This is a genomic window from Agromyces sp. S2-1-8, assembly GCF_021129215.1.
Classification (GTDB): Bacteria; Actinomycetota; Actinomycetes; order Actinomycetales; family Microbacteriaceae; genus Agromyces; species Agromyces chromiiresistens.
Genome location: NZ_JAJOLP010000001.1, coordinates 518,495 through 541,282, shown reverse-complemented (window position 1 = coordinate 541,282; position 22,788 = coordinate 518,495). Strand labels below are relative to the sequence as shown.

Here is a 22,788-nt window from a genome sequence, read left to right as displayed (position 1 = left end):
ACGACGCGGGAATGGAGACGAAGATGCCTTCATCACGACCCCCTGGCCGCCTCTGGCGACTCGGGCTGGGGTGCGCCATCGCGGGCGGCGTGATCGCCCCGCTCGGCGCGGTGCCGGCGCAGGCCGCCCCACTCGTGCCCGACGGGTTCGCCGTCGCCGTCGCGGGCGAGACGTTCGCCCTGCAGAGCCGCGATCTCGCGGTGACGGCGTCGGCCGGCTTCCCGCAGGTCGTCGCGTACATCGACCGCGAGTCGGGCGCGACGATGCACGGCAACGACGCGACGATCACGTCGATCACGATCAACGGCACGGCCGAGCCCGTCGAGGTCGCCTCGCGCGTCGACGACGGCGACGCGGTCGACTACGTGCTCACGCCGTCCGCCCTCGACGGCGTCTCGATCGAGGCGCGGCTCTCGGTGAAGCAGAACGTCGTCACCATCGAGGTCACGAAGATCACCGACCCCGACGGCGTCGTGAAGACGCTGCAGATCCCGAACCACCGGCTCGTCACCGTCTCCTCCGACGAGGCCGGCGCCGCGGTCGCGGCGGCGAACCTGTCGGTCGACCGCAACGTCTCGGGCGACGTGTTCCTCTCCGTGACGGCCGGCACCCCCCTCGATGCCGCGCCCAAGGGCTCGAACGCGATCATCGCGAACACGGGCGAGCTCGCCGCGGCGTTCGCGACGAACGCGCTCTACGACACCTCGTCGGGGCCCTCGCAGAAGGACGCCGGCAACTTCTGGCGCCAGGCGGTCGCGGACGGCGACGGCGACGGCGTCGAGGTCGGCATCGCGAGCGGACCGTGGCTCTACCGCGCCCAGGGGTCGAGCGACACCGAGGAGCTGCCGTGGGTCGCGGTCGCGATCACCCCAGACGCCAACGGCGACGACGTCGTCGACTGGCAGGACGGCGCGATCGCGATGCGCGACATCCGCGTCGCCCCGAACAAGGGCGACCAGACCCCCGAGAACGTCATCACGCACATCCCGTTCAACTTCGCCTCGCAGGCGACCCACCCGTTCCTGCGCACCCTCGACGACGTGAAGCGCATCGCGCTCAACACCGACGGCCTCGGCCAGGTGGCCATGCTCAAGGGCTTCACGAGCGAGGGCCACGACTCGGCGAACACCGACTACGGCGACAACTTCAACGAGCGCGCCGGCGGGCTCGACGAGCTCAACGCGGCGGTGAAGGCCGGCAAGAAGTGGAACGCCTCCTTCGGCGTTCACCTCAACGCGACCGAGATCTACCCCGAGGCGAACTCGTTCAGCGACGAGATCGCGAACGAGAACTCGAAGGGCTGGAACTGGCTCGACCAGTCGTACTACATCGACCAGCGCTACGACCGCGTCTCGGGCGAGCTCGACAAGCGCATCGGCGAGCTCGCAGACGCGACCGACGACAACCTCGACTTCGCCTACATCGACGTCTACTACGAGCACGGCTGGCTCGCCCAGACGCTGCAGGACTCGCTCGTCGAGCACGGCTTCCGCGTCGGCTCCGAGTGGGCCGACAAGCTCGCCGAGAACAACACGTGGTCGCACTGGGCGAACGACGAGAACTACGGCGGCTCGTCGAACAAGGGCGTGAACTCGCAGATCCTGCGCTTCGTGAACAACACGCAGTCCGACGTGTGGAACCCGCATCCGTTGCTCGGCACGAGCCACATCGTCGAGTTCGAGGGCTGGACCGGGCAGAACGACTTCCCCGGTTTCCTCGAGAACGTGTGGACGGCGAACGTGCCCGCGAAATTCCTGCAGCACCACGAGATCACGCGGTGGGCAGCCGACCGCATCGACTTCGAGGACGGCGTGAGCGTGACCGGCACCTCGGCCGCCGACCGCGTCATCACCGTCGACGGCACCGAGGTGCTGCGCGGTGACACGTACCTGCTGCCGTGGTCGTCGAAGGCGGGCAATGCCGCCGACAAGCTCTACCACTACAGCCCGGCGGGCGGTCAGACCACGTGGCAGCTCACCGACGGGTTCGCGGATGCCTCGTCCCTGCAGCTGTTCGCCCTGGGCGACGAGGGCCGCACGAAGGTCGCCGACCTGCCCGTCACGGGCGGCGCCGTCACGATCGACGCCGAAGCGGGCCGGGCCTACGTGCTCGTGCCCGGTGCGAAGGCGACGGGCGCATCGACGCTGCCGAAGAAGGCCTCGTTCGGCCAGGGCACCCCGGTGCAGGACCCCGGCTTCAACGAGACGGACCTCGACGGCTGGAACCCGCAGGGCGCAGCGACCGTCGAAATCGACGGCCGCGGCCGCCGTGCCGCCGTGCTCGGTGCCGGCGAGGCCTCGATCAGCCAGCGTCTCGGCGAGCTCGCGCCCGGCACCTACGCGGTCTCGGCCGACCTCGGCGTCGCGGCCGGGCGGACCAGGCCGACGACCCTGTCGGTCGACGTCGCAGGCGACGCCGGCAAGGGCGGTTCGACGAGCATCGACAGCTCTGGCGCCGTCAACCTCATGGCGGCCGATGAATGGCGCGACACCACGCTGCAGCGGCTGCGGACCTACATCACCGTGACCGCCGACACCCGGCCGACGCTCACGATCGCCGCGGGTGACGGTGAGGCGCCCGTGCGCATCGACAACGTGCGGGTGGTCTCGAGCGACGACCCGACGGGGCGCGAAGACGTGCTCGTCGACGAGGACTTCGAACAGGTCGACCAGGGCTGGGGCCCGTTCTTCAAGGGCGACGCGGGCGGCTCGACCGACCCGCGCACCCACATCGCGAAGCGCAACGAGCCCTTCACGCAGCAGGGCTGGAACGGCCGCTCGTTCGACATGGTGCTCGACGGCGACTTCTCGCTCATGGCGCACGAGGAGAACCGCGGACTCGTCTACCGCACCTCCGAGTACACCGCGCCGTTCGTGGAGGGGCATCGCTACCGGGTCTCGTTCGACTATCAGAGCGGGGTCGCGGGCGCCTACTCGTTCGTCACGGGCGTCGACCAGATCGCCGACGGTGCGTCCAAGACGGTCGACCTCACCTCGTCGGCGTTCGACGCCGTCCACGAGACGACCGAGTTCGTGCACGAGTTCGACGCACCCGCTTGCGGCGACCCGTACATCGGCCTCCGGCGCAACGCCGTCGGCGGCGCAGGGTCCGACCTCATCCTCGACAACCTCCGCATCGTCGACCTCGGTGAGAGCGAGACCTCGGGCGCCTGCGCCCGCCTCGCGCTCACCGCGCCCGTGAGCGGCCTCGTGCCGGGTGAGGCCAACGCCTTCACCACCGCCTTCACGAACCATGAGCCCGAGCCCGCGACGCAGGTCGCGACCGAGCTCGTCGCGCCCGAGGGCTGGAAGGTCGCCCCCGTCGGCGCCGCGGAGTTCGCCTCGGTCGCGCCGGGAGCCACGGTGAAGACGACCTGGCGCGTGTCGGCCCCGGCCGACATCGAGCAGGGGAGCTACGAGATCTCGGCCTCGACCGGGTACACCGTCACGGGCGGCACGCGAACCGTCGAGGCATCCGTCTCGGTGCCGACCCTGCCGCCGGGACTGATCCCGCAGTCGCGCCTCTCGATCGCCGGGGTCAGCGACGCCGAGCCGGGCACCGGCGACGGCAGCGCGAATGCCGCGATCGACGGCAACGCCGCGACCATGTGGCACTCCGCGTGGTCGCAGGTGAACCCCGACACCCCGTACCCGCACTGGATCGCGCTCGACCTCGGCGACAGCTACGCGGTCGACGGGTTCGACTACCAGGTGCGTCGTGGCAACGGTTCGATCAAGCAGTACGAGCTGTATCTCAGCACCGACGGCAAGAACTGGGGCAGCCCCGTGAAGGCCGGCCAGTTCGCGAGCACCGCCGAGGTGCAGCACCTGTCGTTCGCGGCCACGGACGCGCGGTACGTGAAGCTCGTCGGGCTCAACGCGATCAACGGTGCGGCCTTCGCCGGCGCGAACGAGCTCAACGTCTGGGGCACCCGCGCGGCCGCGCCGACGCCGCTGCCGAAGGACGCGATGACGGTCGTCGACGCCGACTCGGAGGAGACGGAGGGTGAGGACGGCCACGCGACGAACGTGATCGACGGCGACCCGGCGAGCTGCTGGCACAGCGAGTGGCTCAACGCCTCGCCGGCCTACCCGCACCACGTCTCGATCGACCTCGGCGGTGCGCAGGAGCTGCGCGGGATCTCGATCCAGCAGCGTCCGGGCACCGAGCCGAACGGCCGCATCAAGGGCTACGAGGTGTACGTGAGCGCCGACGGCGAGGACTGGGGCGACCCCGTCGCGAGCGGTGAGCTCGCCACCGGCACTGCGCCGCAGCCCGTCATGTTCGACGAGCCGGTGACCGCCGGCTTCGTGAAGGTCGTCGCCACGAGCTCGCACAACGGGCAGCCATGGGCCTCGATCGCCGAACTGGAGTTCTTCGGCGCCGAGTGATCGACCGGCGCCGGGCCGCTTCGCCGCCCCGCCGGCGCCCACCTGCGCGAACGCCCCCGCGATCCTCACCGCGGGGGCGTTCGTGCGTCTAGCCTGCGGATCATGCACTCCGAAGGCGGATTCTTCGACCGGTTGCACGTGCCTCCCGAGCCGGGCGCCCAGCCGCCGATACTTCCGTGGTGGCAGCCGCCGCCCGGCGAGCTGCCCGGGTGGCTCGTACTCGATGAGGTGTTGTGTCACGACCGACGGCTCGTGATCGTGCTGCGCGAGCTGGGCCGATTCTCGAACGGGCTCGAGGTCGGACTTCGCGGTGCCCGAGCTCCGTCGAGTGCTCGGCGCGGAACTCTTCGACGCGCTTCCGGCGACGCGGCGCCTCTGGCCCGACGACGAGGCCTAGCCACCGGCTAGCGGCGGTGCCGCCTGCGGAACTCGGCCGGGCCGATTCCGATGCGCTGCGTGAACAGGCGCGAGAAGTAGGCTGCGTCGTCGTAGCCGACACTCGCCGCGACCGCCCGCACTGCGAGGCGGGTGGATGCGAGCAGCCCGCACGCGCGGTCGATCCGGGTGCCGATGACGAGCTCGTTGGGCGTCCCGCCGGTCACCTCCCTGACGTGCTCGCGGAGCGTGCCGACGCTCACGCCCGCGAGCGCGGCTCGGGCCGCGACATCCAGGTGCAGCGCAGCATCGGCCTGCACGGCGGCGACCGTCGCCTCGCTCGCCGTCGGCGAGGCGCGGCGGCCGGCGACCGAGTCGGCGAGGAGGTCCTGCGTGAGGGTCGATGCGTCGAACGCTCCCCGCCAGCCCGGTCGGCCGAGCGCGCCGCGCAGTGCGTCGAATCGGACGGCAAGGTCGACCGGAAGCGTCACGCCGAGCTGCACGGGCCGGCGCCGGTCGAGCACGCCCAGCCCCTCGAAGGCGGCGACGGTCGCCCCCGTGTAGAGCACCCAGTGCTCGGTCCAGCCTCGCGGCGAGGCGTAGTCGTGCGGACGCTGCGGGAGCACCTGGATCGTCGCCGGCGCCTCGATCTCGATCGTGCCGACGAGCGGGTCGCGGTAGACACCGGCGCCGCTCGTGACGAAGACGATCGCATAGTCGCCGAGCCGGCGCCGGCCGCCGAACCCGGGCGACGGGCCTTCGTGCCGACCGGCCCCGAGGCAGGCGAGGCCGTACTCGACGAGCAGCGGGTGCGATTGCGAGTAGAGCGCCCAAGCGGTCATGAAAGTCCAATTCCTTCGTCTCAGGAGTCTATTCCGCGTGCGCTCGCCCGAGTTGATGATGGACGCATGCTGACGTCCAACGGATACGTGCTCGAAGAAACTCCATCACGTCTCGGCGAGCTCGAGCCGGTGCCGATGGCCGAGCGCGGCGATCGCGATGCGCTGTGGGCCCGGCTGCGCCGAGACGGGTACCTCTACCTCACTGGCCATCTCGTGCCGGAGGACGTCCTCGAGTTCCGCCGCTACTACTTCGAGGTGCTCGCCGAAGCGGGCCTCATCGCCGAAGGGTCCGACCCCGTCGACGGCATCGCCGCGCCGCACGACGTCGACCGGGCCTCGTACCGGCGCATCCTGTTCGACGAGATCGTGCCCGGCGCGCAGTACGAGGCGCTCTGCCGGTCGCCGCGGATCTCCGAGTGGTTCGCGTGGCTGCTCGGCGACGACGTGCACCTGCACCGGCGCAAGATCATCCGACACACGAAGCCGGGCGAGCGCGGCATCGGCACGGCCACGCAGGCGCACTACGACCTCGTGTACCTCCGCGAGGGCAGCGACCGCGTGCTGTCGATGTGGATCCCGCTCGGCGACATCCCGCTCGAGCGGGGCGGACTCGCCTATCTCGAGGGCAGCCATCGCCGGGTGATGGCGCAGGAGGCGGCCGGTGAACTCCGCCACCCCGCGGCGTCGATCACCGCCGATCTTCCCGGCCTCGCCGACGAGTACGACGCCCGCTGGCTCGTCGCCGACTACGCCGCGGGCGACGTCATGGTGCACTCCGCGCACCTCGTGCACGCCGGCCTCGACAACGTCGACGCCGAGGGGCGCATGCGCCTGTCGACCGACATCCGGTACCAGCGCCTGTCGGAGCCGATCGACTGGCGCTGGCAGAACCACTGGCACCTGGAGGACGGGCTGTGAGCGGCTCGGCGCCCGCGTGACCGCTCGTGCTCATGCCGGACCGGGGCAGCGGCCCCGTACCGTACGCCCCTGCGGGCGCCGACGGCCGAGCCGTCGTCGATCCTGCGCGGTCGAATCGCCGGAGCATGCACGAGATCCGGCGCCGGTTCCGAGGCACCGGCCTCCGGGCCCGCCCTGATCCGGACGGGCACTCCGCGCGGCATCCTGGGTGAGGATGTCTCAGGTAAGGAGGCCCCTCATGTCGGTGAGCATCGGCGGCATCGAGCTGCACCTCGGCCCGCGGTCGGTCGGGGGACCCGACGACCTCGACGGCGCGATCCGCGACTTCATCGACGAGGCCGACCACAGCCTCGCGATCGCGGTGCAGGAGATCGACTCGCGCGCGATCGCGGCATCGATCATCGCAGCGAGGGCCCGCGGCGTCCGGGTGCGCCTCATTCTCGAAGGCGACTACCTCACGGAGGAGACCGCACTCGCCGACCCCTGGCGAAGCGCCGGCGACCACGAGGAGAACCGGATCATCCTCGGGGTGCTCCTGAAGGCCAGGGTCGACGTCGTGAGTGACCTCAACCCGAAGATCTTCCACCAGAAGTTCATCGTGCGCGACACGCGCAAGCCGAAGGCCGCGGTGCTGACCGGCTCGACCAACTTCACGCTCACCGACACCGGGACGAACGCCACCTCGGGCCGCGGCGCCGGACAGAACCTCAACCACGTCGTGGTGCTGCACGGGCAGCGGGCCGCGACCGAGTACGTCCACGAGTTCGAGCGCATGCGCTCGGGCACGTTCGGCGACCTCCACGAGCGGGTCGAGCCGAAGCCGAAGGAGTTCGACCTGCCGCACGTGCGGGTCAAGCCGCTGTTCGCGCCGCGGCACGGCCCCGAGATGGAGATCATGAAGCAGATGCTGAAGGCGAGGGAGTCGGTCGACTTCGCGATGTTCACCTTCGCGCAGTCCTCGGGCATCGACGACACGATGATCCGGCTGCGTCCTCTCGTGCAGCGCATCCGCGGGGTGCTCGACCGCGAGCAGGGCGCCGCGAAGTGGGCCGCGACCGCCGGCCTCGCCGCCGGCGACGTCGACCTCTACGTCAACAAGCCGAAGACGGGCGTGCGCAAGCTTCACCACAAGCTCATGGTCATCGACGAGCGCCTGCTCGTCGTGGGCAGCTTCAACTACACCGCCCCCGCCAACACCCTCAACGACGAGAACATCATCGTGATCGGCGACCTCGAAGAGACGGATGCCGCGGCCGAGGCCGAGCAACGCGAACTCGCGGCCTATGCGGTCGGCGAGATCGAGCGCATCATCGCCGATCTGGGTGCCCCGATCCCCGGCTGAGCGCCGGGCGATGCGGCTGCGGGGTCAGCGCGACTCGTCGGCGCGCACGCCGAACACGGCCTCGAGGCCGTCGATCCACGCACGCTGCTCGCCGGCGCGAGCGTATTCGCGTGAGCGCACCATGGGCGTGTGCAGCAGCACGCCGGCCATGTGCCGCAGTGCGGCCTCGACGCGTTCGTCGGTTGCGGGGTCGCCGGTGCCGCGCGAGCGGGCGCGGGTGATCTCGGCCTCGAGCACGCCCTGCACGTGCGCGCGGAGCGCGACGACCGAGGGGGCGAGGTCGAGCTCTTCGCCGACGGCGCCGAAGTTGCGGGCCGCGCGCTCGATGAGCACGCGTGCGTCGTCGGAGGCGCCGAGCTCTTCGAGCGGTGCATGCCGGCGGATGGTCTCGAGGTCGAGCAGCTCGACGCCCTCGACCTCGACGACGTCGGTCGCGACGTTGCGCGGCATGCCGAGGTCGATGACGAGCTGGCGCGCGCCCTGCGCGGCCTCGGGCACGGGGCACCAGGCGCGGAACTCGGCGAGCACGGCGTGGGCCGCGGCATCCGGGCCCGTCGCCTGCGACTCGGGCGCGCCGGGAGCGGCGAGCGCCGCGTGCGAACCCGCGAGCGTCGCCCGGCCGCCCTCGAGCAGCACCCGGTCGACGACGTGGTGGTCGGCGGTCGTGCAGGTGATGATGACGTCGGCGGCCGCCGCGGCGATGGCGTAGCCCGCGTGCGAGACGGCCGTGATGTCGTGGCCGCGTGCGAACTTCGCAGCCCGGCCCGAGGGCGAGTAGACGCGCACGTCGTTCGCGCCGCGGTCGCGGAGCGCCGCGAGCGTCGCCCCGGCGTACTGGCCGGTGCCGACGAGCAGCACGCGCGCGGCCGACCAGTCGGCGACGCGGCTCGACGCGAGCTCGAGCGCGAGGCGCACGAGCGAGCGCCCGGCGCCGCCGATGCCCGTCTCGTTCTTCACCCGGCGGGAGGTCTGCGAGGCGCGCTGGAAGAGCCGCTCGAGTTCGGGGGTCGTGGTGCCCTCGGCGCGGGCGCGCTCGAGCGAACGACGCACCTGGCCGGCGATCTCGCCCTCGCCGACGACGACCGACTCGAGGCCGGCGGCGACCGAGAAGAGGTGGCCGGCGACGGCGTTGCCGTGCACGAAGCCGAAGGTGGACCGCAGCTCGTCGGGCTCGACGCCGGCCGCGTCGCCGACCGCGCGGATCGCCTCGTGCACGGCGGGCACGGGGGAGTCGCCCTCGCGGGTGTCGAGGTCGAGGTAGGCCTCGAAGCGGTTGCAGGTCGCGACGACGACCGCACCCTGGAGCGAGTCATGACGGTCGAGGATGCGCGGCGCGGCGGATTCCGCGTGCGCCGAAAGCCGTTCGAGGGTGTCGAATGCGGCGTTCTTGTGGCTCGCGGTCAGGCAGATGAGCACTCGTAGATTCTACCCGGGGTCGAAAGCGAGGATGACTCGGGGCGCAACAGCCTCGCGTCGCGCCCTACCGGACCCCCGCGAACGCCGCGCCCGGCCGGATCACCGGGATCGCGCCGGTCACGGGCGGCGGCTCGATGCCCTCGGCCCTGAGCGCCTCGCGGTGCAGCGCCTTCCAGCTGCGCACGAGCGCGAAGAACGGGGCGTCGCCCAGGGCGTAGGCACCGGGGCGGGGCGCACTGAAGACGATCGGCAACTCGACGCTCGTGCCGCCTCGGCGAACCCGCAGCACGAGCACGGAGACGAGCGTGCCGCCGATGACCATCGAGTCGGCGCGGATGTTGCGCACCTCGCGCCACGGGAAGAAGACCGCTCGGCGGGGGCGGCGGCCGCCGTTCCAGAACGCGACGCCGAGCTCGTCGACGACGATCGAGTAGCGGGCCGCGAGGCGGATCGGATGCGGCTCGTCGACGCGCAGCTCGTTGAGGTCGGCGACGAGCATGCGCGTGCGGATGCCGCAGCTGACCTGGCCGCGCACGCTCGCCTCGAGCGCACGACGCCGGGCACGGCAGCGTCCGGCACGACCGAGGCGGACGGGGAGCCAGATCGCGCAGACGACCGCGGCGGCCGCGATCACGGCGAGCGTGGCCCTGCCGCCCGACACCGACGGCAGCCCGAGCACGACCTCGTCGACGCGGCGGCCGCCGAGGGCGAGGGCCGCGATCACGAGGGCGGCGAAGAGCGCGATGAGGACGGTCAGCTTCGCGCGGTGCGGCGCCTCGGCGTTCACCGGACGCCTCTCAGGCGACCGGCGCCGCGAGCGGCACGCGCGATGGACAGGGTGGACGACATCGTTCGGGACATGCGTTTCTCCGTGGGGGCGGAGGCGCGCCGCCTGGCGGCGCGTCGTCATGCGTGGGTGGCGCACAACGCCTCCGACCATAGCGCGTGGCGCGCCGCGAGCGGAAGAGTCGGTGAGCTTTCCTTCCTATTCGCCTCGGACCCTCTTCTCGCGAGTGCGAGCGGCGATCGGCCGGTGCCCGGCGAGCGTGCTCGGGTAGATCGACGACGCGCTCCGCTTCCACCGCTCGCTGCAGCAGCCCGCTCCTCCCAGCCCGATGCGAGACAATGTCGGGCGTGATCCTCTCCCCGCAGCATCCCCTCTCCGCCGGCCTCACCAGCGACTCGCGACTCGTGCGCGCGTACCGCGGCGAGCGTGCCGACACCACGCCCGTCTGGTTCATGCGCCAGGCCGGTCGCTCGCTGCCCGAGTACCGCGACCTGCGCGTCGGCACGCGCATGCTCGACGCCTGCCTCGACCCGGCGATGGCGAGCGAGATCACCCTGCAGCCGGTGCGGCGCCACGGGGTCGACGCGGGCATCTTCTTCAGCGACATCGTGGTGCCGCTGAGGCTCGTCGGCGTCGACGTCGAGATCCAGCCGGGTCGCGGCCCGGTCTTCACGAAGGGCTACGCGGATGCCGCGGCCGTCGCCGAACTCACCGCCATCGATCCCGCCCGACTCGACGAGGCATCCGCCCCCATCGCCGAGGCGGTCGCGCTGACGATCGCCGAGCTGAACCGCACGCCCGAGGCGGCGTCGACCGGCGGGAACGCGGCGACCCCGCTCATCGGCTTCGCGGGCGCGCCGTTCACCCTCGCCGCCTACCTCGCCGAGGGCGGCCCCTCGAAGGACCACCTCGCCGCCCGCACGCTCATGCACGCCGATCCCGGTGCCTGGCGGGCGCTCATGGAGTGGACGGCCGAGCTCACCGGCCGGTTCCTGCGCACCCAGATCGTCGCGGGCGCCTCGGCCGCGCAGCTCTTCGACTCGTGGGCCGGCGCGCTCTCGCTCGCCGACTACGAGGCCCACGTCGCCCCGGCCTCGGCACGCGCGCTGAGCTTCGTGCACGATCTCGAGTTCGAGACCGCGGATGGCTCGGGCGCGACCCGGCCGGTCCCCGTCGTGCACTTCGGCGTCGGCACGGGCGAGCTGCTCGGCGCCATGAAGGAGGTCGGGGTCGACGTCGTCGGCGTCGACTACCGCGTACCGCTCGACGTCGCCGCTGAGCGCGTCGGCGCGGGGGTGCCGCTGCAGGGCAACCTCGACCCGGCGCTGCTCGCCGCGCCGTGGCCGGTCCTCGAGGCCGCGGTGCGCGAGGTCCTCGCCAAGGGAACGGTCGCGCCCGCGCACGTCTTCAACCTCGGCCACGGCGTTCCGCCCGAGACCGACCCGACGGTGCTCACCCGCGTGGTCGAGCTCGTGCACGAGGCGGGCGCGTCATGAGCGACCTGGCGGGATCCGGAGACGCGGCGCGTCGCGACGACGAACCCGCTCCTCGGCGCGACGCACAGGCGGAGTCTCCGAGTCCGGTGACCGCGGCCGACGTCGTGGTGATCGGCGGCGGGGTCGCCGGCATGGTCGCCGCGCTCGAGTGCGCGAAGATCGGCCTGCGGGTCGCGCTGCTCGAGCGTCGCGACGCGCTCGGCGGATGCGTCGGACGCATCGAGCTCGACGGCCTCACGCTCGACTCGGGCGCCGAGTCGTTCGCGACGCGCGGCGGCACGGTCGCCGAACTGGTCGCCTCGCTCGGGCTCGACGACGAGGTGGTCGACCCGAACCCGGCGGGCGCGTGGCTCGTCTGGAGCGGTGCGGCGAACGATGCGCTCGACGCCGCGCCCCTCCCGAGGACCGGCGTGCTCGGCATTCCCGCGAATCCGCTCGGCGACGACGTGCGCCGCATCATCGGATGGAACGGCGCGGCCCGGGCGTATGGGGACCGGCTCATGCCGATCCTGCGGATCGGTCGCGCCCGCAGCCTCGGCGAACTCGTGCGCTCGCGCATGGGATCGGCCGTGCTCGACAAGCTCGTGACGCCGATCTCGGCCGGCGTCTACTCGGCCGACCCCGACCTGCTCGACCTCGACGTCGTCGCGCCCGGCCTCAACGAGGCGATGACCCGCATGGGGTCGCTGTCGGGCGGCGTCGGCCAGCTCGTCGAGCAGCGCAAGGCGGGCGGTGCGGTACGCGGCCTGCGCGGGGGCATGCACACCCTCGTCGATGCGCTCGTGCGCGAACTCGAGCGATTCGACGTGACGGTGATCACCGGTGCGGAGGCCACCTCGATCGAGCGCGTCGGCGACGCGGGGTGGCGGGTGCGCGCGACGGTGTCCGATGCCGATGCCGATGCCGATGCCGATGCCGATGCCGAGCTCGACCTCGTCGCACCCGACGTGGTGCTCGCGGCGCCGGCGCACACCTCGCTCCGCCTCCTCGACGAGGCCGTCGAGGGCTGGGAGTCGACGGGCGACTGGCCGCACGCGGCCTCGGTCGAGCTCGTCACGCTCGTGCTCGACGCGCCGGCGCTCGACGCGTCCCCCCGTGGCACCGGCGTGCTCGTCGCCGCCGACACCTCCGGGGTCGCCGCCAAGGCGCTCACGCATTCGACCGCGAAGTGGAGCTGGCTCGCCGAGCGCGCCGGCGGGCGCCATGTCGTGCGGCTCTCGTACGGGCGGGCCGGTCAGCCGAACCCGCTCGACGGCCTCGCCGACGACGCGGTCGCGGCGCTCGCGCTCGCCGACGCGAGCCGGCTGCTCGGAGTGCCGCTCGACGCGGGGATGCTTCGCGCATCCGGCCGCACCGAGTGGCGCGACGCCGTCTCGCACGCCGCCATCGGGCAGCGCGATCGCGTGCGCGCCCTCGAGGACGCCGTCGCAGCCGAGCCCGGCGTCGAGGTCACCGGCTCGTGGGTCGCGGGAACCGGGCTCGCCTCGGTCGTTCCGCACGCGCGCGAGGCGGCGGCGCGCATCCGCCACCGGGCGGTCGGCCGGCGCGAGCAGGGCTGACGCGGCCGCTCAGGCGAGGGTCGCCGCGAGCTGCTCGGCCGTGAGCTCGCGGTCGGAGTAGACCAGCCGGATCGCCGACGCGTCGGGGTTGCCCGCGTCGGGCGCGCGGTGGCGGAGTGCGAGCCCGACCTTCTCGGCGACGCGCGCCGAGGCGAGGTTGTGCTCGAGCAGGTAGGCGACGACGGGCAGCTCGGGCCGATGCGCACGGGCGTCCTCGACGGCGGCGAGCGAGAGCTCGGTCGCGTACCCCTGCCCGTGCGCCTCGGGCCGGAATCGGTAGCCGAGGTTCCAGAAGGCGCCGCCGGTCGTCGCCCCACCCCGAACCGCACAGCCGCCGTGCCCGATCACCGTCGACGGGTCGGCTGCGGTGCGCACCGTCCACGCAGCGAAGCCGACGGTGCGCCAATCGGTGAGCCAGCGGTCGAGCACCCGCCTCGTCTCGTCGAGGCCGGCGTGCCGGCCCGACGGCAGGTGCCGCCACGTGCGCTCGTCGCCGTAGATCTCGTGGAGCGGCCCGAGGTCGGCGGCGACCGTCTCGTCGAGGAGCAGGCGGGCGGTGCGTCGGGTCATGCGAGGGAGTCTAGAGGCGCGCGCCGACGAGCACCGCGGCCGGAACAACGACGAGGCTGCGCCCGCGACGTCGTGAACAGGTCGGGCCTCGCGCTACGGCGCGTCGTCCAGAGCGAGACGCAGCGTGGCGCGTGCGCGACTGTAGCGGCTGCGGATGGTGCCGGCGGGCCGGCCGAGGTGGCGAGCGATTTCTGCCAAGCTGAATCCGTCCCAGTGGTGGAGCCGGATGATCTCGGCATCCAGGGGCGCGAGGGCCCCGAGGGCTCGGTGGACATCGTCGTCGCGTGCTGGCACGTGGGTGCCGTCGGTGAGTGCCTGGTCCCGCAGGCGGTCCATGAGCGCTTGTCGCCGAACTCGACCTCGGCGGCTGGTGCCGAGCACCCGCCGGGCGATTCCGTACAGCCACATGCGCGCTTCCTGGTCATCGTCGGGGAGGACGTCTGCGCGTCGCCAAGCGACGAGCAGGGTCTCACCGAGGAGATCCGGCGCTTCCTCGTACGGACAGCGTCGCTCGAAGTACGCGAGCAGCGCCGGTGCTTCACGTCGCACCACGCACTCGACCCGGCCCTGCAGTCGCCGTATCACCGTGGAGTCCGCGGTCATCCGCGGTACTCCAGCGCATCGAGATCGTCCGTGCACACCCGGCTGATCGCGCCGAGGTGCGGCTCACCATGACTGAACGGCTGGTTCGGTGGCGCCGTCCCCCAGACGATGCCGGGCACCACCTCGTCGAGGTCGTGAATGATCTGATCCTGGATCGCCTTCCATTCCTTGTCGTCCGTCGTCGGCACAACGCCGAGTCGGCTCCCGATGCTCGTCGCGAATGCCTCGGAGTCGGCTGTCGCCCAGTAGTCGCTCACCGCAGTGAACTCATCATCGGTGAGACCCTCGAGGTCGAGGTAGAGCGCGCATTGCTCGCCACGATCCGTTTCGCCGACAGAAACATACGGAAGTCCCGACATCGGGCGCATCGCTCCGTCAGTGAGGGTCGAGAACGGCGGTACCGAGAGCAGGTACGTGTCGAGATCGGTCGCGGCCGCGAGCCCGCCGGCGAGCGCGAGCCCTCCGCAGAGTGTGATGACGGGCAGCCACCAGCGACGTCGTCGGGAAACCGACTGAGCCGCGAGCTCGTCGATCACCGCGTCGAGCGCGACCGGAGTCGGTCGCGCAGGATCGGCGTACTTCAGTCGGCGATCCAGATCCTGATCCATGGGCTTCTCCCTGCTCTCATCATGAACATGGCCGGGAGTCGCCCAAGTGTTGCACGCATCGAACCGACCACCGAGACGCGTTCACGTGCACGGGCGCTGCGACGTCGCGAGGGCGGGCAGGCAGTTGACGTCCGAACGAGGCCCGATCGCATAGCCGGAACGGAATATTTCGACGCAACCCCCTTGCGCGCCTCGGTGCGGGGTCTACGCTGGAGGGGTCGCTGTGGGCGGATCAGCGGGGGAAGACGGGGTGCACATGAAGGGCAAGATCCTCTTCGTCGTAGGGCTGGGCGTCGGCTACGTGCTCGGCACGCGGGCCGGTCGAGAGCGGTACGAGCAGATCAAGCGGGCCGCAGAGGGCGTGTGGAACACGCCGGCGGTGCAGCAGGGCGTCGACCAGGTGAAGGGCTTCGCGGCCTCGAAGGTGGGCGATCTCTCCGACTCGGTGCTCGACGGCGTGAAGTCGTTCATCGGCAATGCCACGCGCGGGTCCGGCGCCACCAAGACCGACGTCGGCGATGCCGCCGCGAAGGCCAAGCGCGGCGTGTCCGACGGTGCGAAGGCTGCGAAGTCGGCGGTCGACGGGGTCGCCGACACGCTGAGCGACGCGATCGACTCGGCCGCCGAGGTCGCAGAGGGGGCGGCGAAGCCGTCGAAGCCCGCGCCGAAACGCACCACGTCGCGCGGCGGCAAGCCCGCGGCATCCGATTCCTAGACGGGAGGCGACCGCGCGATGGCCGCACCGACGAACGACGAACGCTCGCTCTTCACGCTGATCGGCGAACTGCCCGACACGATCTCGAACCTCGTGCGGGCCGAGATCGACCAGATCAAGGCCGAGGTGACCTACAAGGTCAAGCACTTCGGCATCGGCTCGGGCTTCTTCGTGGTGGCGCTCATCGTGCTGCCCTTCCTGATCTTCACCCTGCTCGCCGCGGCGATCTTCGCGCTCGCGCTCGTGATGCCGGCGTGGGCGGCCGCGCTCGTCGTGTCGGGCGTGCTCGTGCTCGTCATCGCCGTGCTCGTGTGGATCGGCATCGTGAACTTCCAGCGGGGCTCCGAGCCTCTCGAATCGGTCGAGAGCCTCAAGGCCGACCTCGACGCCCTGAAGGGAACGGGTGACTATGACCGCCGCTACTGACGCACCCCGCCCCTCGAAGCGCGAGTCCGCGCAGCGCGAGCGCAACCTCACCCGGGTGCAGGCGCGGGTCGCCTCCCGGCAGGCGCGCGACGAGTTCGCCCGCACCCTCGACGCCCTCGAAGACAAGCTCAACGTGCCGAAGCAGGTCGGCATCCGGGTCGACCGGGCGAAGCTGTCGCTCAAGGCGTTCTACGACGAGCAGCCCGGGGTCGCGATCGCGGCCGCCGTCGGCGTCGCCGCCGCCGTGGGCGGCCTCGTGTGGCTCGTCGTGCGATCGAAGCTCGGCGACTGAGCGGTGCGAGAAGCGGGCCGGCACCGGTGACGACGTCCTCAGCGGACACCGCCGTCGAGCGGGTCGCCGACGCGATCCGCTCGGAGATCCTGAGCGGGGCGATCGCGCTCGGCTCGCCGTTGCGCGAGGAGGCGCAGGCCGAGCGCCACGGGGTCTCGCGGCACACGGTGCGCTCGGCGTTCCAGCGGCTCGTGGCCGAGCGCCTCGCCGAGGCCCAGCCGTACCGCGGCGTGCGGGTCGTCAGCTTCGATCGCGATGAGATCCGGGCGCTGCAGCAGCTGCGCGCCGCCCTCGAGGGCGAGGCGGTGCGCATCATCGCCGAGCGGTACGGCGACACGTGGCCTGACGAGCTGCTGGCGCCGGCGGTCGACGTGCTCGAGCGGCTGAGCGGGTTGACGAGCGAGCGCGGCGAACGTCCTGAAGCCGAGTCGCATGCGATCGCGGGCCTCGATGCACGTCCTCCGGCGTCGGGCGCTGCTCGACCGGCGGACGGGGACGTCGACTGGCTCGAGGTCGAACGGCTCCACGCCGACTTCCACCGCGCGATCGTCGCCGCGTCGGCGAGCCCGCGCATCATCGAGGCCCATGACGCGCTCGGCAGCGAGCTGCTGCTGTTCCTGCTGCACGTGCGCCCGCACTACACGCTCGAGGCCATCATCGACGAGCATCGCGAGCTCCTCGTCGAGATCCAGGCGCAGGGTCCCGAGGCGATGCGCGAGCATCTCGGGCACTCGACCGACCTGCTGCTCGGCCAGATCGACGGTTCCGACGTCACGGCGTGATCGCGGCGTACCAGATCAGCAGCAGCGTCACGACGAAGCCGACGGCGTAGTTGATGCCGAGGAACCGCTTCCACCCCGCGTTCGCACGGCCCGACGTCGCGTCGGTGACGTCGACGAAGGGGGCCGCCGCCACGATGTAGGGCACGACGAGCACCGCGGCGAGCGGGCCCGGCCACGACGTCGTGAGCATGAGCACCCCGGCGACCGCCCACAGCGCGATCGCGAGGCGAACGGTGCGGCGCGCCCCCATCGCCGTGGCGATCGAGGCGATTCCGCCCGCCCGGTCGGGCACGATGTCCTGCACGGCTCCGAAGGCGTGGCTCGCGACGCCCCACGCCAGGAACGCGAGGAGCAGGGCGACGAGCGGTGGCGTGAACGCGGCCCCTGCCAGGACGAGCCCGTAGACGGCGGGCCCGACGAAGTGCACGCTCGAGGTGAGCGAATCGAGCCCGGGCACCTCCTTGAAGCGGAGGCCCGGAACCGAATACGCCGCGACGGCGAACAGGCACGCCGCGAGCACCGCCGACGCCGCGAGACCGCCGAGCAGCACGAGCACCACGACGAACGGCAGGCAGGCCGTGATCGCCGCGATGATCGTCAGCCGGTGGCGTCCGGGCACGAGCAGCGCGCCCTCAGCGCCCCCCTTGCGCGGGTTCGCGGCATCCGACGCGTAGTCGAAGACGTCGTTCACCCCGTACATCGCGAGGTTGTACGGCACGAGGAAGAAGAGCGTGCCGACGACGAATGCGGCATCGACCTCGCGAGTCGTGAGCAGGTACGCCGCGGCGAACGGGTACGCCGTGTTCACCCAGCTGAGCGGCCGCGACGCGGTGACGAGATCGGCGAAGGCGCCGCGCCGGCGGACGTCAGCGCGCATGGCGAGGCCCGTCGAGGAGGTTCCAGAGCCCGCTGAGCAGCAGCACGCCGGCGATCGGGTAGGCGAGGTCCTCGACCGGGGCGAGCCAGATGCGCACCCCCCAGATGTGCGCGTCGCCGTAGTCGAAGAGCCCGGCGGCGATCATGACGGAGTCGAAGAGGACGGTCAGCACGACGAGGATGCCGCCGCTCGCCAGGACCGCCTCCCAGTGCCGTCGGGGAGCGCGCGGTGCCCCGACGGCGGCGACGGCGATCGCTGCGGCCAGGAACGCCGCCGAGAGCACGAGATAGGTCATCGTCGGCGATCCTCCCGCGTCGAGGCGAAGCGCAGCGCCACCGTGTACAGCACGAGCGTCAGGTACGCGAGGAACGCGAGGAACACGAGTTCCTCGATCGGCAGCTCGGGGGCGAGCAGCACGCCAGTGCTCACCGCGTTCTCAGCCCGATGGAAGATGCCGAGCGCGATGCCCGCGAGATCCCATGCGAGGAAGAACGCCACGCCCGCGGCGACCACCACGGCCGCGCGTCGCGACCGACCGGGGGCGGCGAAGACGAGGCGGAACCGCACGTCGACGAGCGCCAGGCACGCGATGCTCGCGGCGAGCGCACCGAGGTAGGCGAAGCTCATGCGGGCACCCGCCCGCCCTGCGGCTCCGGCAGGCGCGCGGCGCCGCGCTCGCCGCGCACGGCCTTGGCGACGAGCTCCGCGCTGATGAGGCACATCGGCAGGCCGATCCCGGGCACCGTCGTGGCCCCGGCGAAGTAGAGCCCGCGGACCTTCTTCGACGCCGTCCGACCGCGTAGGAACGCGCTCTGCCGCAGCACGTGCGCCGGCCCGAGCGCCGAGCCTCGCCACGAGTTGAGTTCGTCCGCGAAGTCGCCGGGTCCGACGGTCCTGCGGACCAGGATGCGGTCGGCGAGGTCCTCGATGCCCGTCCATGCCGCGATCTGCGCGATCGCGGCGTCGGCGACCCGTTCGATCGCGGGGTCCCCTCCGCCGTCGACGCCCCCGCGGCCGAGGCGCGGGTCGGCCGGCACCGGCACCAGCACGAACAGGTTCTCGTCGCCGGCCGGGGCGACCGAGGCGTCGGTGGCGCTCGGCCGGCACACGTACAACGACGCCGGGTCGGGTACCGACGGCGACGGGCCGAAGATGCGCGCGAAGTTGTCCTGCCAGTCGGCGGTGAAGAGCAGGTTGTGGTGCAGCAGCTGCGGCAGGCGCCCGCGGACGCCGAGCATCACGAGGACGGCTCCGGGACCGGGGTCGGCGCGCCGCCACGACGCGGCCGACCGGCTTCGGTGCTCGGGCGCGAGGAGGGCGGTCTCGGTGTGGTGCAGGTCGGCCGCCGAGACCACGAGGTCGGCCGCCTCCACGCGCGGCAGGCCGCGGGCGTCGAGCACGCGGATGCCTCGTGCCGTTCCGTCTTCCACGACGATGCCCGTCACCCGGGAACCGGTCACCACGCGGGCGCCGGCTTCCTGGGCGAGGGCCGCCACGCGATCGATGAGCTCGCCGAACCCGCCGCGCGGGTAGAGCACGCCGTCGTCGAGGTCGAAGTGGCTCATGAGGTGGTACATGCTCGGCGCAGCCGCCGGGGACGTGCCGAGGAAGACCGCCGGGTAGCCCAGGATCTGGCGGAGCCGCGGGTCGCGGAAGCGCCGGGCGATGAAGCGGTCGAGCGGTTGGAAGAGCAGACGCCCCAGGCGCCCGGCATGGCGGAGCACCGGGCGGGCCGCAATGGACGCGGGTGAGGAGAAGTCGTTGTAGAGGAAGTGGTCGACGGCGAGGCGCGCGGTCGACCCGGCCGAGTCGAGGTACCGCTCGAGCTCGACGCCGGCACCCGGTTCGATCGACTCGAACACGGCGGTCGCCCGCCGTCGGTCGGCGTGCAGGTCGAGCGGCGCGGAATCGTGCTCGAAGAACACGCGGTACCCCGGCTCGAGGCGCACGAGGTCGAGCTGCGCCTCGGTGCTCGTGCCCATGAGCCGGAAGAAGTGCTCGAAGACCTCGGGCATCAGGTACCAGGACGGACCGGTGTCGAAGCGGAAGTCCCCTGCCTCCCACCGGCCGGCCCGCCCGCCGATCGCGTCGCGCGCCTCGTGCACCGTCACGTCGTGGCCGTCGCGCGCGAGGAGGGCGGCGGTGGCGAGCCCGGCGATGCCGGCGCCGATGACGACGACCCGGCTCACGGCCGTGCCCCGTGCGCGAACGCGCTGGCCTCGGCCGGGGTGCCCGGCCGAGGCATCCCGCGTCGTGGCCGGACGACCGAACGGAGCAGCAGCGCGAGCTTCCTCGGCGAGGGGACGCTGACCCGTTCGCGGACGAGCCGCGGCGCCGGCGTCCGCCGGAGCCGCGCCGAGAGCTCGGAGAAGAGCCCGTGCGCCGCGGCGACCGCCCGACGGCATCCGCCCGGCAGCTCCGCGATCACGCCGCCCGCGATCGCGAGGTCGCGGTCGATGTCGTCGAGGACCCGCGACTTCTGCGCCTCGGTGAGATGGGCCGGGTCGATGCCCGGAAGGTAGCGGCGTCCGCGCTCGCCGAAGTCGTCGGCGAGGTCGCGCAGGAAGTTCAGCTTCTGGAACGCGGCACCGAGGTGCCGCGCGCCGCGCTGCCACCGCAGGTCGCGCTCGGCGTCGGCCGGCAGGCCCTCGCTGAACGCACGCAGGCACATGAGCCCGATCACCTCGGCCGAACCGTACACGTACGCGTCGAGCTCGTCGGCGTCGAAGTCGACCGGGTCGAGGTCGCGGCGCATGGACGCGAAGAACGGCCGCGTCGACTCGACGCCGAAGCCCGTCGCGCGGGCCGTCTGCGCGAACGCGTCGACGACGAGGTTCGCGCTGTAGCCGCAGCGGATCGCCCGCTCGGTCTCGACCTCGAGGGCATCGAGCACGGCTCGGCGCTCGTCGCGGTCGAGCCCGGCCTCCTCGGCCGGACCGTCGACGATCTCGTCGGCGATCCGGACGAGCGCATAGATGGCGGCCACGTGCGTGCGCACGGCGCGCGAGCAGAGCCGGCTGGCGAGGCCGAACGAGGTCGAGTACTCGGTGATCACGCGCGCCGAGCCGAGCCGGGCCGTGCGGTGGTAGAGGTCGAGGCCCGTCGGGGTCATCGCTCTCGCCCCACGCATCCCGACGCCGTGGCGAGGAGGCCGGCACGGAGGGCGCTCGGGAAGTCGCCGAACTCGATCGCGGCGACCGCCTCGGCGTGGCGTTCGCGGATGACGGCCTCGACCCGCGCCCGGGCCCCGGTCGACTCGATCACCTCGCGCAGTCGGGCGGCGGCCGCGTCGTCGAGGTCGGGTCGTCCGAAGTCGTCGGCGACCGTGCGCCACGCCGGGTCGCTGCGAGCCCACGCGATCAGCAGCGTCTGCTTGCCCTCTCGGAGGTCGCCGACGACCGACTTGCCCGTCACCGCCGAGGTGCCGAACACGCCGAGCACGTCGTCGCGCAGCTGGAACGCCACACCCAGGTGCCGGCCGACTTCGCCGAGCCGGTCGACCGCGTCGCGGGGCGCGCCGCCGAGCAGGGCGCCCGCCTGCAGCGGCGCGCTGAACGAGTACCACGCCGTCTTGCGCTCGATCATCGCGATGATCTCGTGCCGCGTGGGCGAGGACGTCGCCTGCCGCACGTCGGCGTGTTCACCCGCGGCGGTGAGGAAGACGCAGTCGTCGAGCACGTCGAGGAGCGCGGCACGGACACGGTCGGGCGCTTCGACCTCGGCGACGATGCGGTGCGCGGCGCTGATCAGCAGGTCGCCGGCGAGGATCGCCGCGGCCTCCCCGTAGTCGCGAGCCCGGCCGACGGCGAGTCCGCGTGCGCGGGCCTCGAGCATGAATCGGCCGGTCACGTTGGGTGCGCCGCGGCGCACGAGGTCGTGGTCGATGACGTCGTCGTGCATGAGGAAGGCCGTGTGCAGGAGTTCGAACGCCAGCGCGAGCCGCACCGCCTCGCCACGGCCCGCTCCCGCGTATGCGGCGTGCGCGGCGAGCACGAGTTCGGGGCGCAGCCGCTTGCCACCGGCCGCGCTGTCGCGTGCCGCCGTCCAGAGTTGCGCGTACTCCGCGTCGTGCGCGACCGCCCGGGCGATCCGCCTGGCGAAGAAGGCCTCGATCTCGTCGTCGATGTCGGTGATCGCGGCGCGCGGCGCCGCGTCGAGGGCCACGCCCGTCATGACGCGAGCACCCGCGGCTCGACGGCCGCCCCCGAGAGGAACGGCAGCAGCCGCGCCTGCAGCACGAGCCACGGACTGAATGCCCACGGGGCATCGTCGACGGCTGCGGCGAGGCGGGCGGGATCGACCCACGCGATGTCCATGACCTCGTTCGGGTGCGGATCGGGCGTCGAGCGGGTGCGGGCGGTGTAGACCGGGCAGAGCTCGTTCTCGACCACGCCCGACGCGTCGACGGCGCGGTAGTGGAAGGTGGGAAGCACGGGTTCGATGTCGTCGAGCTCGAGGCCGAGTTCGAACTCGCCGCGGCGGCGGATCGCATGGAGGAGGGTCTCCGAGGGGGCCGGGTGCCCGCAGAACGAATTCGTCCAAACGCCGGGCCAGGCCTGCTTCGAGAGCGCCCTGCGCGTGACCAGGAGTCTGCCCTGCCCGTCGAAGACGTGGCAGGAGAAGGCGAGATGTCGTGCGGTGTCGGCTCCATGGACGCTCGCCTTCGGAGCTCGACCGATGGGCCGGTCGTCGGCGTCGAGCAGGACGACCTCTTCGATCTGGGTCACTGTCACGGCGACTCCTCGTTCTATCTGCCTTGGCAAGAAGCTAGCTTAGCGAACTATATGCC

The 22,788-nt window shown here is 72.1% G+C and carries 22 protein-coding genes; 9 read left to right on the top strand and 13 right to left on the bottom strand.

Going from position 1 to position 22,788, the window contains the following annotated elements; translation table 11 throughout:
* Positions 1-23: 23 nt before the first annotated feature.
* The gene (locus LR269_RS02415) at positions 24-4,391 is read left to right on the top strand and encodes an endo-alpha-N-acetylgalactosaminidase family protein (protein WP_231429114.1); all 4,368 of its coding nucleotides are present in this window, start codon (positions 24-26) and stop codon (positions 4,389-4,391) included.
* A gap of 404 nt (positions 4,392-4,795) precedes the next feature.
* Here LR269_RS02415 and LR269_RS02410 read toward each other — a convergent pair whose 3' ends face one another.
* Positions 4,796-5,608 carry an AraC family transcriptional regulator gene (locus LR269_RS02410; protein WP_231429113.1) on the bottom strand — a complete coding sequence of 271 codons (813 nt, stop codon included), beginning with the start codon at positions 5,606-5,608 and terminating at the stop codon, positions 4,796-4,798.
* 66 nt (positions 5,609-5,674) lie between these two features.
* Between LR269_RS02410 and LR269_RS02405 the strand changes: the two genes are divergently transcribed.
* Positions 5,675-6,526 (top strand): phytanoyl-CoA dioxygenase family protein, encoded by an 852-nt coding sequence (locus LR269_RS02405; RefSeq protein ID WP_231429112.1) that lies wholly within the window; start codon positions 5,675-5,677, stop codon positions 6,524-6,526.
* 238 nt (positions 6,527-6,764) lie between these two features.
* Positions 6,765-7,868 (top strand): phospholipase D-like domain-containing protein, encoded by a 1,104-nt coding sequence (locus tag LR269_RS02400; RefSeq protein ID WP_231429111.1) that lies wholly within the window; start codon positions 6,765-6,767, stop codon positions 7,866-7,868.
* Between the two features lie 24 nt (positions 7,869-7,892).
* Here LR269_RS02400 and LR269_RS02395 read toward each other — a convergent pair whose 3' ends face one another.
* Both LR269_RS02395 and LR269_RS02390 read right to left on the bottom strand, forming a co-directional pair.
* Positions 7,893-9,284: a glutamyl-tRNA reductase gene (locus LR269_RS02395; protein ID WP_231429110.1), complete on the bottom strand. Its 1,392-nt coding sequence runs from the start codon at positions 9,282-9,284 to the stop codon at positions 7,893-7,895.
* Positions 9,285-9,348: 64 nt separating this feature from the next.
* Positions 9,349-10,071 (bottom strand): hypothetical protein, encoded by a 723-nt coding sequence (locus LR269_RS02390; RefSeq protein ID WP_231429109.1) that lies wholly within the window; start codon positions 10,069-10,071, stop codon positions 9,349-9,351.
* 338 nt (positions 10,072-10,409) lie between these two features.
* Here LR269_RS02390 and hemE point away from each other — a divergent pair, with 338 nt between their 5' ends.
* Both hemE and hemG read left to right on the top strand, forming a co-directional pair.
* Positions 10,410-11,567 (top strand): uroporphyrinogen decarboxylase, encoded by a 1,158-nt coding sequence (hemE, locus tag LR269_RS02385; protein WP_231429108.1) that lies wholly within the window; start codon positions 10,410-10,412, stop codon positions 11,565-11,567.
* Positions 11,564-13,126: a protoporphyrinogen oxidase gene (hemG, locus tag LR269_RS02380; protein ID WP_231429107.1), complete on the top strand. Its 1,563-nt coding sequence runs from the start codon at positions 11,564-11,566 to the stop codon at positions 13,124-13,126. Before hemE ends, hemG begins: the two co-directional genes overlap by 4 nt.
* A 9-nt stretch (positions 13,127-13,135) precedes the next feature.
* On the opposite strand, the gene LR269_RS02375 is transcribed toward hemG, so the two are convergent.
* The 3 genes from LR269_RS02375 to LR269_RS02365 form a co-directional block, all read right to left on the bottom strand.
* Positions 13,136-13,696 carry a GNAT family N-acetyltransferase gene (locus LR269_RS02375; protein WP_231429106.1) on the bottom strand — a complete coding sequence of 187 codons (561 nt, stop codon included), beginning with the start codon at positions 13,694-13,696 and terminating at the stop codon, positions 13,136-13,138.
* A 93-nt stretch (positions 13,697-13,789) separates the two neighbouring features.
* Positions 13,790-14,299 (bottom strand): RNA polymerase sigma factor, encoded by a 510-nt coding sequence (locus tag LR269_RS02370; protein ID WP_231429105.1) that lies wholly within the window; start codon positions 14,297-14,299, stop codon positions 13,790-13,792.
* Positions 14,296-14,835 carry a hypothetical protein gene (locus LR269_RS02365; protein WP_231429104.1) on the bottom strand — a complete coding sequence of 180 codons (540 nt, stop codon included), beginning with the start codon at positions 14,833-14,835 and terminating at the stop codon, positions 14,296-14,298. The genes LR269_RS02370 and LR269_RS02365 overlap by 4 nt, the downstream gene beginning before the upstream one ends.
* A gap of 328 nt (positions 14,836-15,163) precedes the next feature.
* Between LR269_RS02365 and LR269_RS02360 the strand changes: the two genes are divergently transcribed.
* From LR269_RS02360 to LR269_RS02345, 4 genes are read left to right on the top strand one after another with little or no spacing between them, the layout of a single operon-like run.
* Complete coding sequence (locus LR269_RS02360; protein WP_231429103.1) at positions 15,164-15,622, top strand: hypothetical protein; 459 nt, start codon at positions 15,164-15,166, stop codon at positions 15,620-15,622.
* An 18-nt stretch (positions 15,623-15,640) separates the two neighbouring features.
* The gene (locus tag LR269_RS02355) at positions 15,641-16,048 is read left to right on the top strand and encodes a phage holin family protein (protein WP_231429102.1); all 408 of its coding nucleotides are present in this window, start codon (positions 15,641-15,643) and stop codon (positions 16,046-16,048) included.
* Complete coding sequence (locus LR269_RS02350; protein WP_231429101.1) at positions 16,032-16,340, top strand: DUF3618 domain-containing protein; 309 nt, start codon at positions 16,032-16,034, stop codon at positions 16,338-16,340. Before LR269_RS02355 ends, LR269_RS02350 begins: the two co-directional genes overlap by 17 nt.
* Before the next feature lie 26 nt (positions 16,341-16,366).
* Entirely contained in the window at positions 16,367-17,122 is a 756-nt protein-coding gene (locus LR269_RS02345) for a GntR family transcriptional regulator (protein WP_231429100.1), read from the top strand.
* Here the strand turns inward: LR269_RS02345 and LR269_RS02340 are convergent.
* From LR269_RS02340 to idi, 7 genes are read right to left on the bottom strand one after another with little or no spacing between them, the layout of a single operon-like run.
* Entirely contained in the window at positions 17,112-17,999 is an 888-nt protein-coding gene (locus tag LR269_RS02340; protein ID WP_231429099.1) for a prenyltransferase, read from the bottom strand. The two genes, LR269_RS02345 and LR269_RS02340, sit on opposite strands and share 11 nt — an antisense overlap.
* A complete protein-coding gene (locus tag LR269_RS02335) occupies positions 17,989-18,294 on the bottom strand; it encodes a lycopene cyclase domain-containing protein (RefSeq protein ID WP_231429098.1) in 306 nt (101 codons plus the stop codon). The genes LR269_RS02340 and LR269_RS02335 overlap by 11 nt, the downstream gene beginning before the upstream one ends.
* Complete coding sequence (locus tag LR269_RS02330; protein WP_231429097.1) at positions 18,291-18,626, bottom strand: lycopene cyclase domain-containing protein; 336 nt, start codon at positions 18,624-18,626, stop codon at positions 18,291-18,293. The genes LR269_RS02335 and LR269_RS02330 overlap by 4 nt, the downstream gene beginning before the upstream one ends.
* Positions 18,623-20,188 carry a phytoene desaturase family protein gene (gene crtI, locus LR269_RS02325; RefSeq protein WP_231429096.1) on the bottom strand — a complete coding sequence of 522 codons (1,566 nt, stop codon included), beginning with the start codon at positions 20,186-20,188 and terminating at the stop codon, positions 18,623-18,625. Before crtI ends, LR269_RS02330 begins: the two co-directional genes overlap by 4 nt.
* Positions 20,185-21,111, bottom strand: coding sequence for a phytoene/squalene synthase family protein (locus tag LR269_RS02320; protein WP_231429095.1), 927 nt, complete (start codon positions 21,109-21,111; stop codon positions 20,185-20,187). The genes crtI and LR269_RS02320 overlap by 4 nt, the downstream gene beginning before the upstream one ends.
* Complete coding sequence (locus LR269_RS02315; RefSeq protein WP_231429094.1) at positions 21,108-22,172, bottom strand: polyprenyl synthetase family protein; 1,065 nt, start codon at positions 22,170-22,172, stop codon at positions 21,108-21,110. The genes LR269_RS02320 and LR269_RS02315 overlap by 4 nt, the downstream gene beginning before the upstream one ends.
* A complete protein-coding gene (gene idi, locus LR269_RS02310) occupies positions 22,169-22,726 on the bottom strand; it encodes an isopentenyl-diphosphate Delta-isomerase (RefSeq protein ID WP_231432206.1) in 558 nt (185 codons plus the stop codon). Before idi ends, LR269_RS02315 begins: the two co-directional genes overlap by 4 nt.
* Positions 22,727-22,788: the final 62 nt, after the last annotated feature.

Bases quoted from the DNA above. Each gene is read 5' to 3' on its own strand.
- LR269_RS02415 (WP_231429114.1), top strand. From the start codon at position 24: ATGCCTTCATCACGACCCCCTGGCCGCCTCTGGCGACTCGGGCTGGGG.
- LR269_RS02410 (WP_231429113.1), bottom strand. From the start codon at position 5,608: ATGACCGCTTGGGCGCTCTACTCGCAATCGCACCCGCTGCTCGTCGAG.
- LR269_RS02405 (WP_231429112.1), top strand. From the start codon at position 5,675: ATGCTGACGTCCAACGGATACGTGCTCGAAGAAACTCCATCACGTCTC.
- LR269_RS02400 (WP_231429111.1), top strand. From the start codon at position 6,765: ATGTCGGTGAGCATCGGCGGCATCGAGCTGCACCTCGGCCCGCGGTCG.
- hemE (WP_231429108.1), top strand. From the start codon at position 10,410: ATGTCGGGCGTGATCCTCTCCCCGCAGCATCCCCTCTCCGCCGGCCTC.
- hemG (WP_231429107.1), top strand. From the start codon at position 11,564: ATGAGCGACCTGGCGGGATCCGGAGACGCGGCGCGTCGCGACGACGAA.
- LR269_RS02375 (WP_231429106.1), bottom strand. From the start codon at position 13,696: ATGACCCGACGCACCGCCCGCCTGCTCCTCGACGAGACGGTCGCCGCC.
- LR269_RS02370 (WP_231429105.1), bottom strand. From the start codon at position 14,299: ATGACCGCGGACTCCACGGTGATACGGCGACTGCAGGGCCGGGTCGAG.
- LR269_RS02360 (WP_231429103.1), top strand. From the start codon at position 15,164: ATGAAGGGCAAGATCCTCTTCGTCGTAGGGCTGGGCGTCGGCTACGTG.
- LR269_RS02355 (WP_231429102.1), top strand. From the start codon at position 15,641: ATGGCCGCACCGACGAACGACGAACGCTCGCTCTTCACGCTGATCGGC.
- LR269_RS02350 (WP_231429101.1), top strand. From the start codon at position 16,032: ATGACCGCCGCTACTGACGCACCCCGCCCCTCGAAGCGCGAGTCCGCG.
- LR269_RS02340 (WP_231429099.1), bottom strand. From the start codon at position 17,999: ATGCGCGCTGACGTCCGCCGGCGCGGCGCCTTCGCCGATCTCGTCACC.
- LR269_RS02335 (WP_231429098.1), bottom strand. From the start codon at position 18,294: ATGACCTATCTCGTGCTCTCGGCGGCGTTCCTGGCCGCAGCGATCGCC.
- LR269_RS02330 (WP_231429097.1), bottom strand. From the start codon at position 18,626: ATGAGCTTCGCCTACCTCGGTGCGCTCGCCGCGAGCATCGCGTGCCTG.
- LR269_RS02320 (WP_231429095.1), bottom strand. From the start codon at position 21,111: ATGACCCCGACGGGCCTCGACCTCTACCACCGCACGGCCCGGCTCGGC.
- LR269_RS02315 (WP_231429094.1), bottom strand. From the start codon at position 22,172: ATGACGGGCGTGGCCCTCGACGCGGCGCCGCGCGCCGCGATCACCGAC.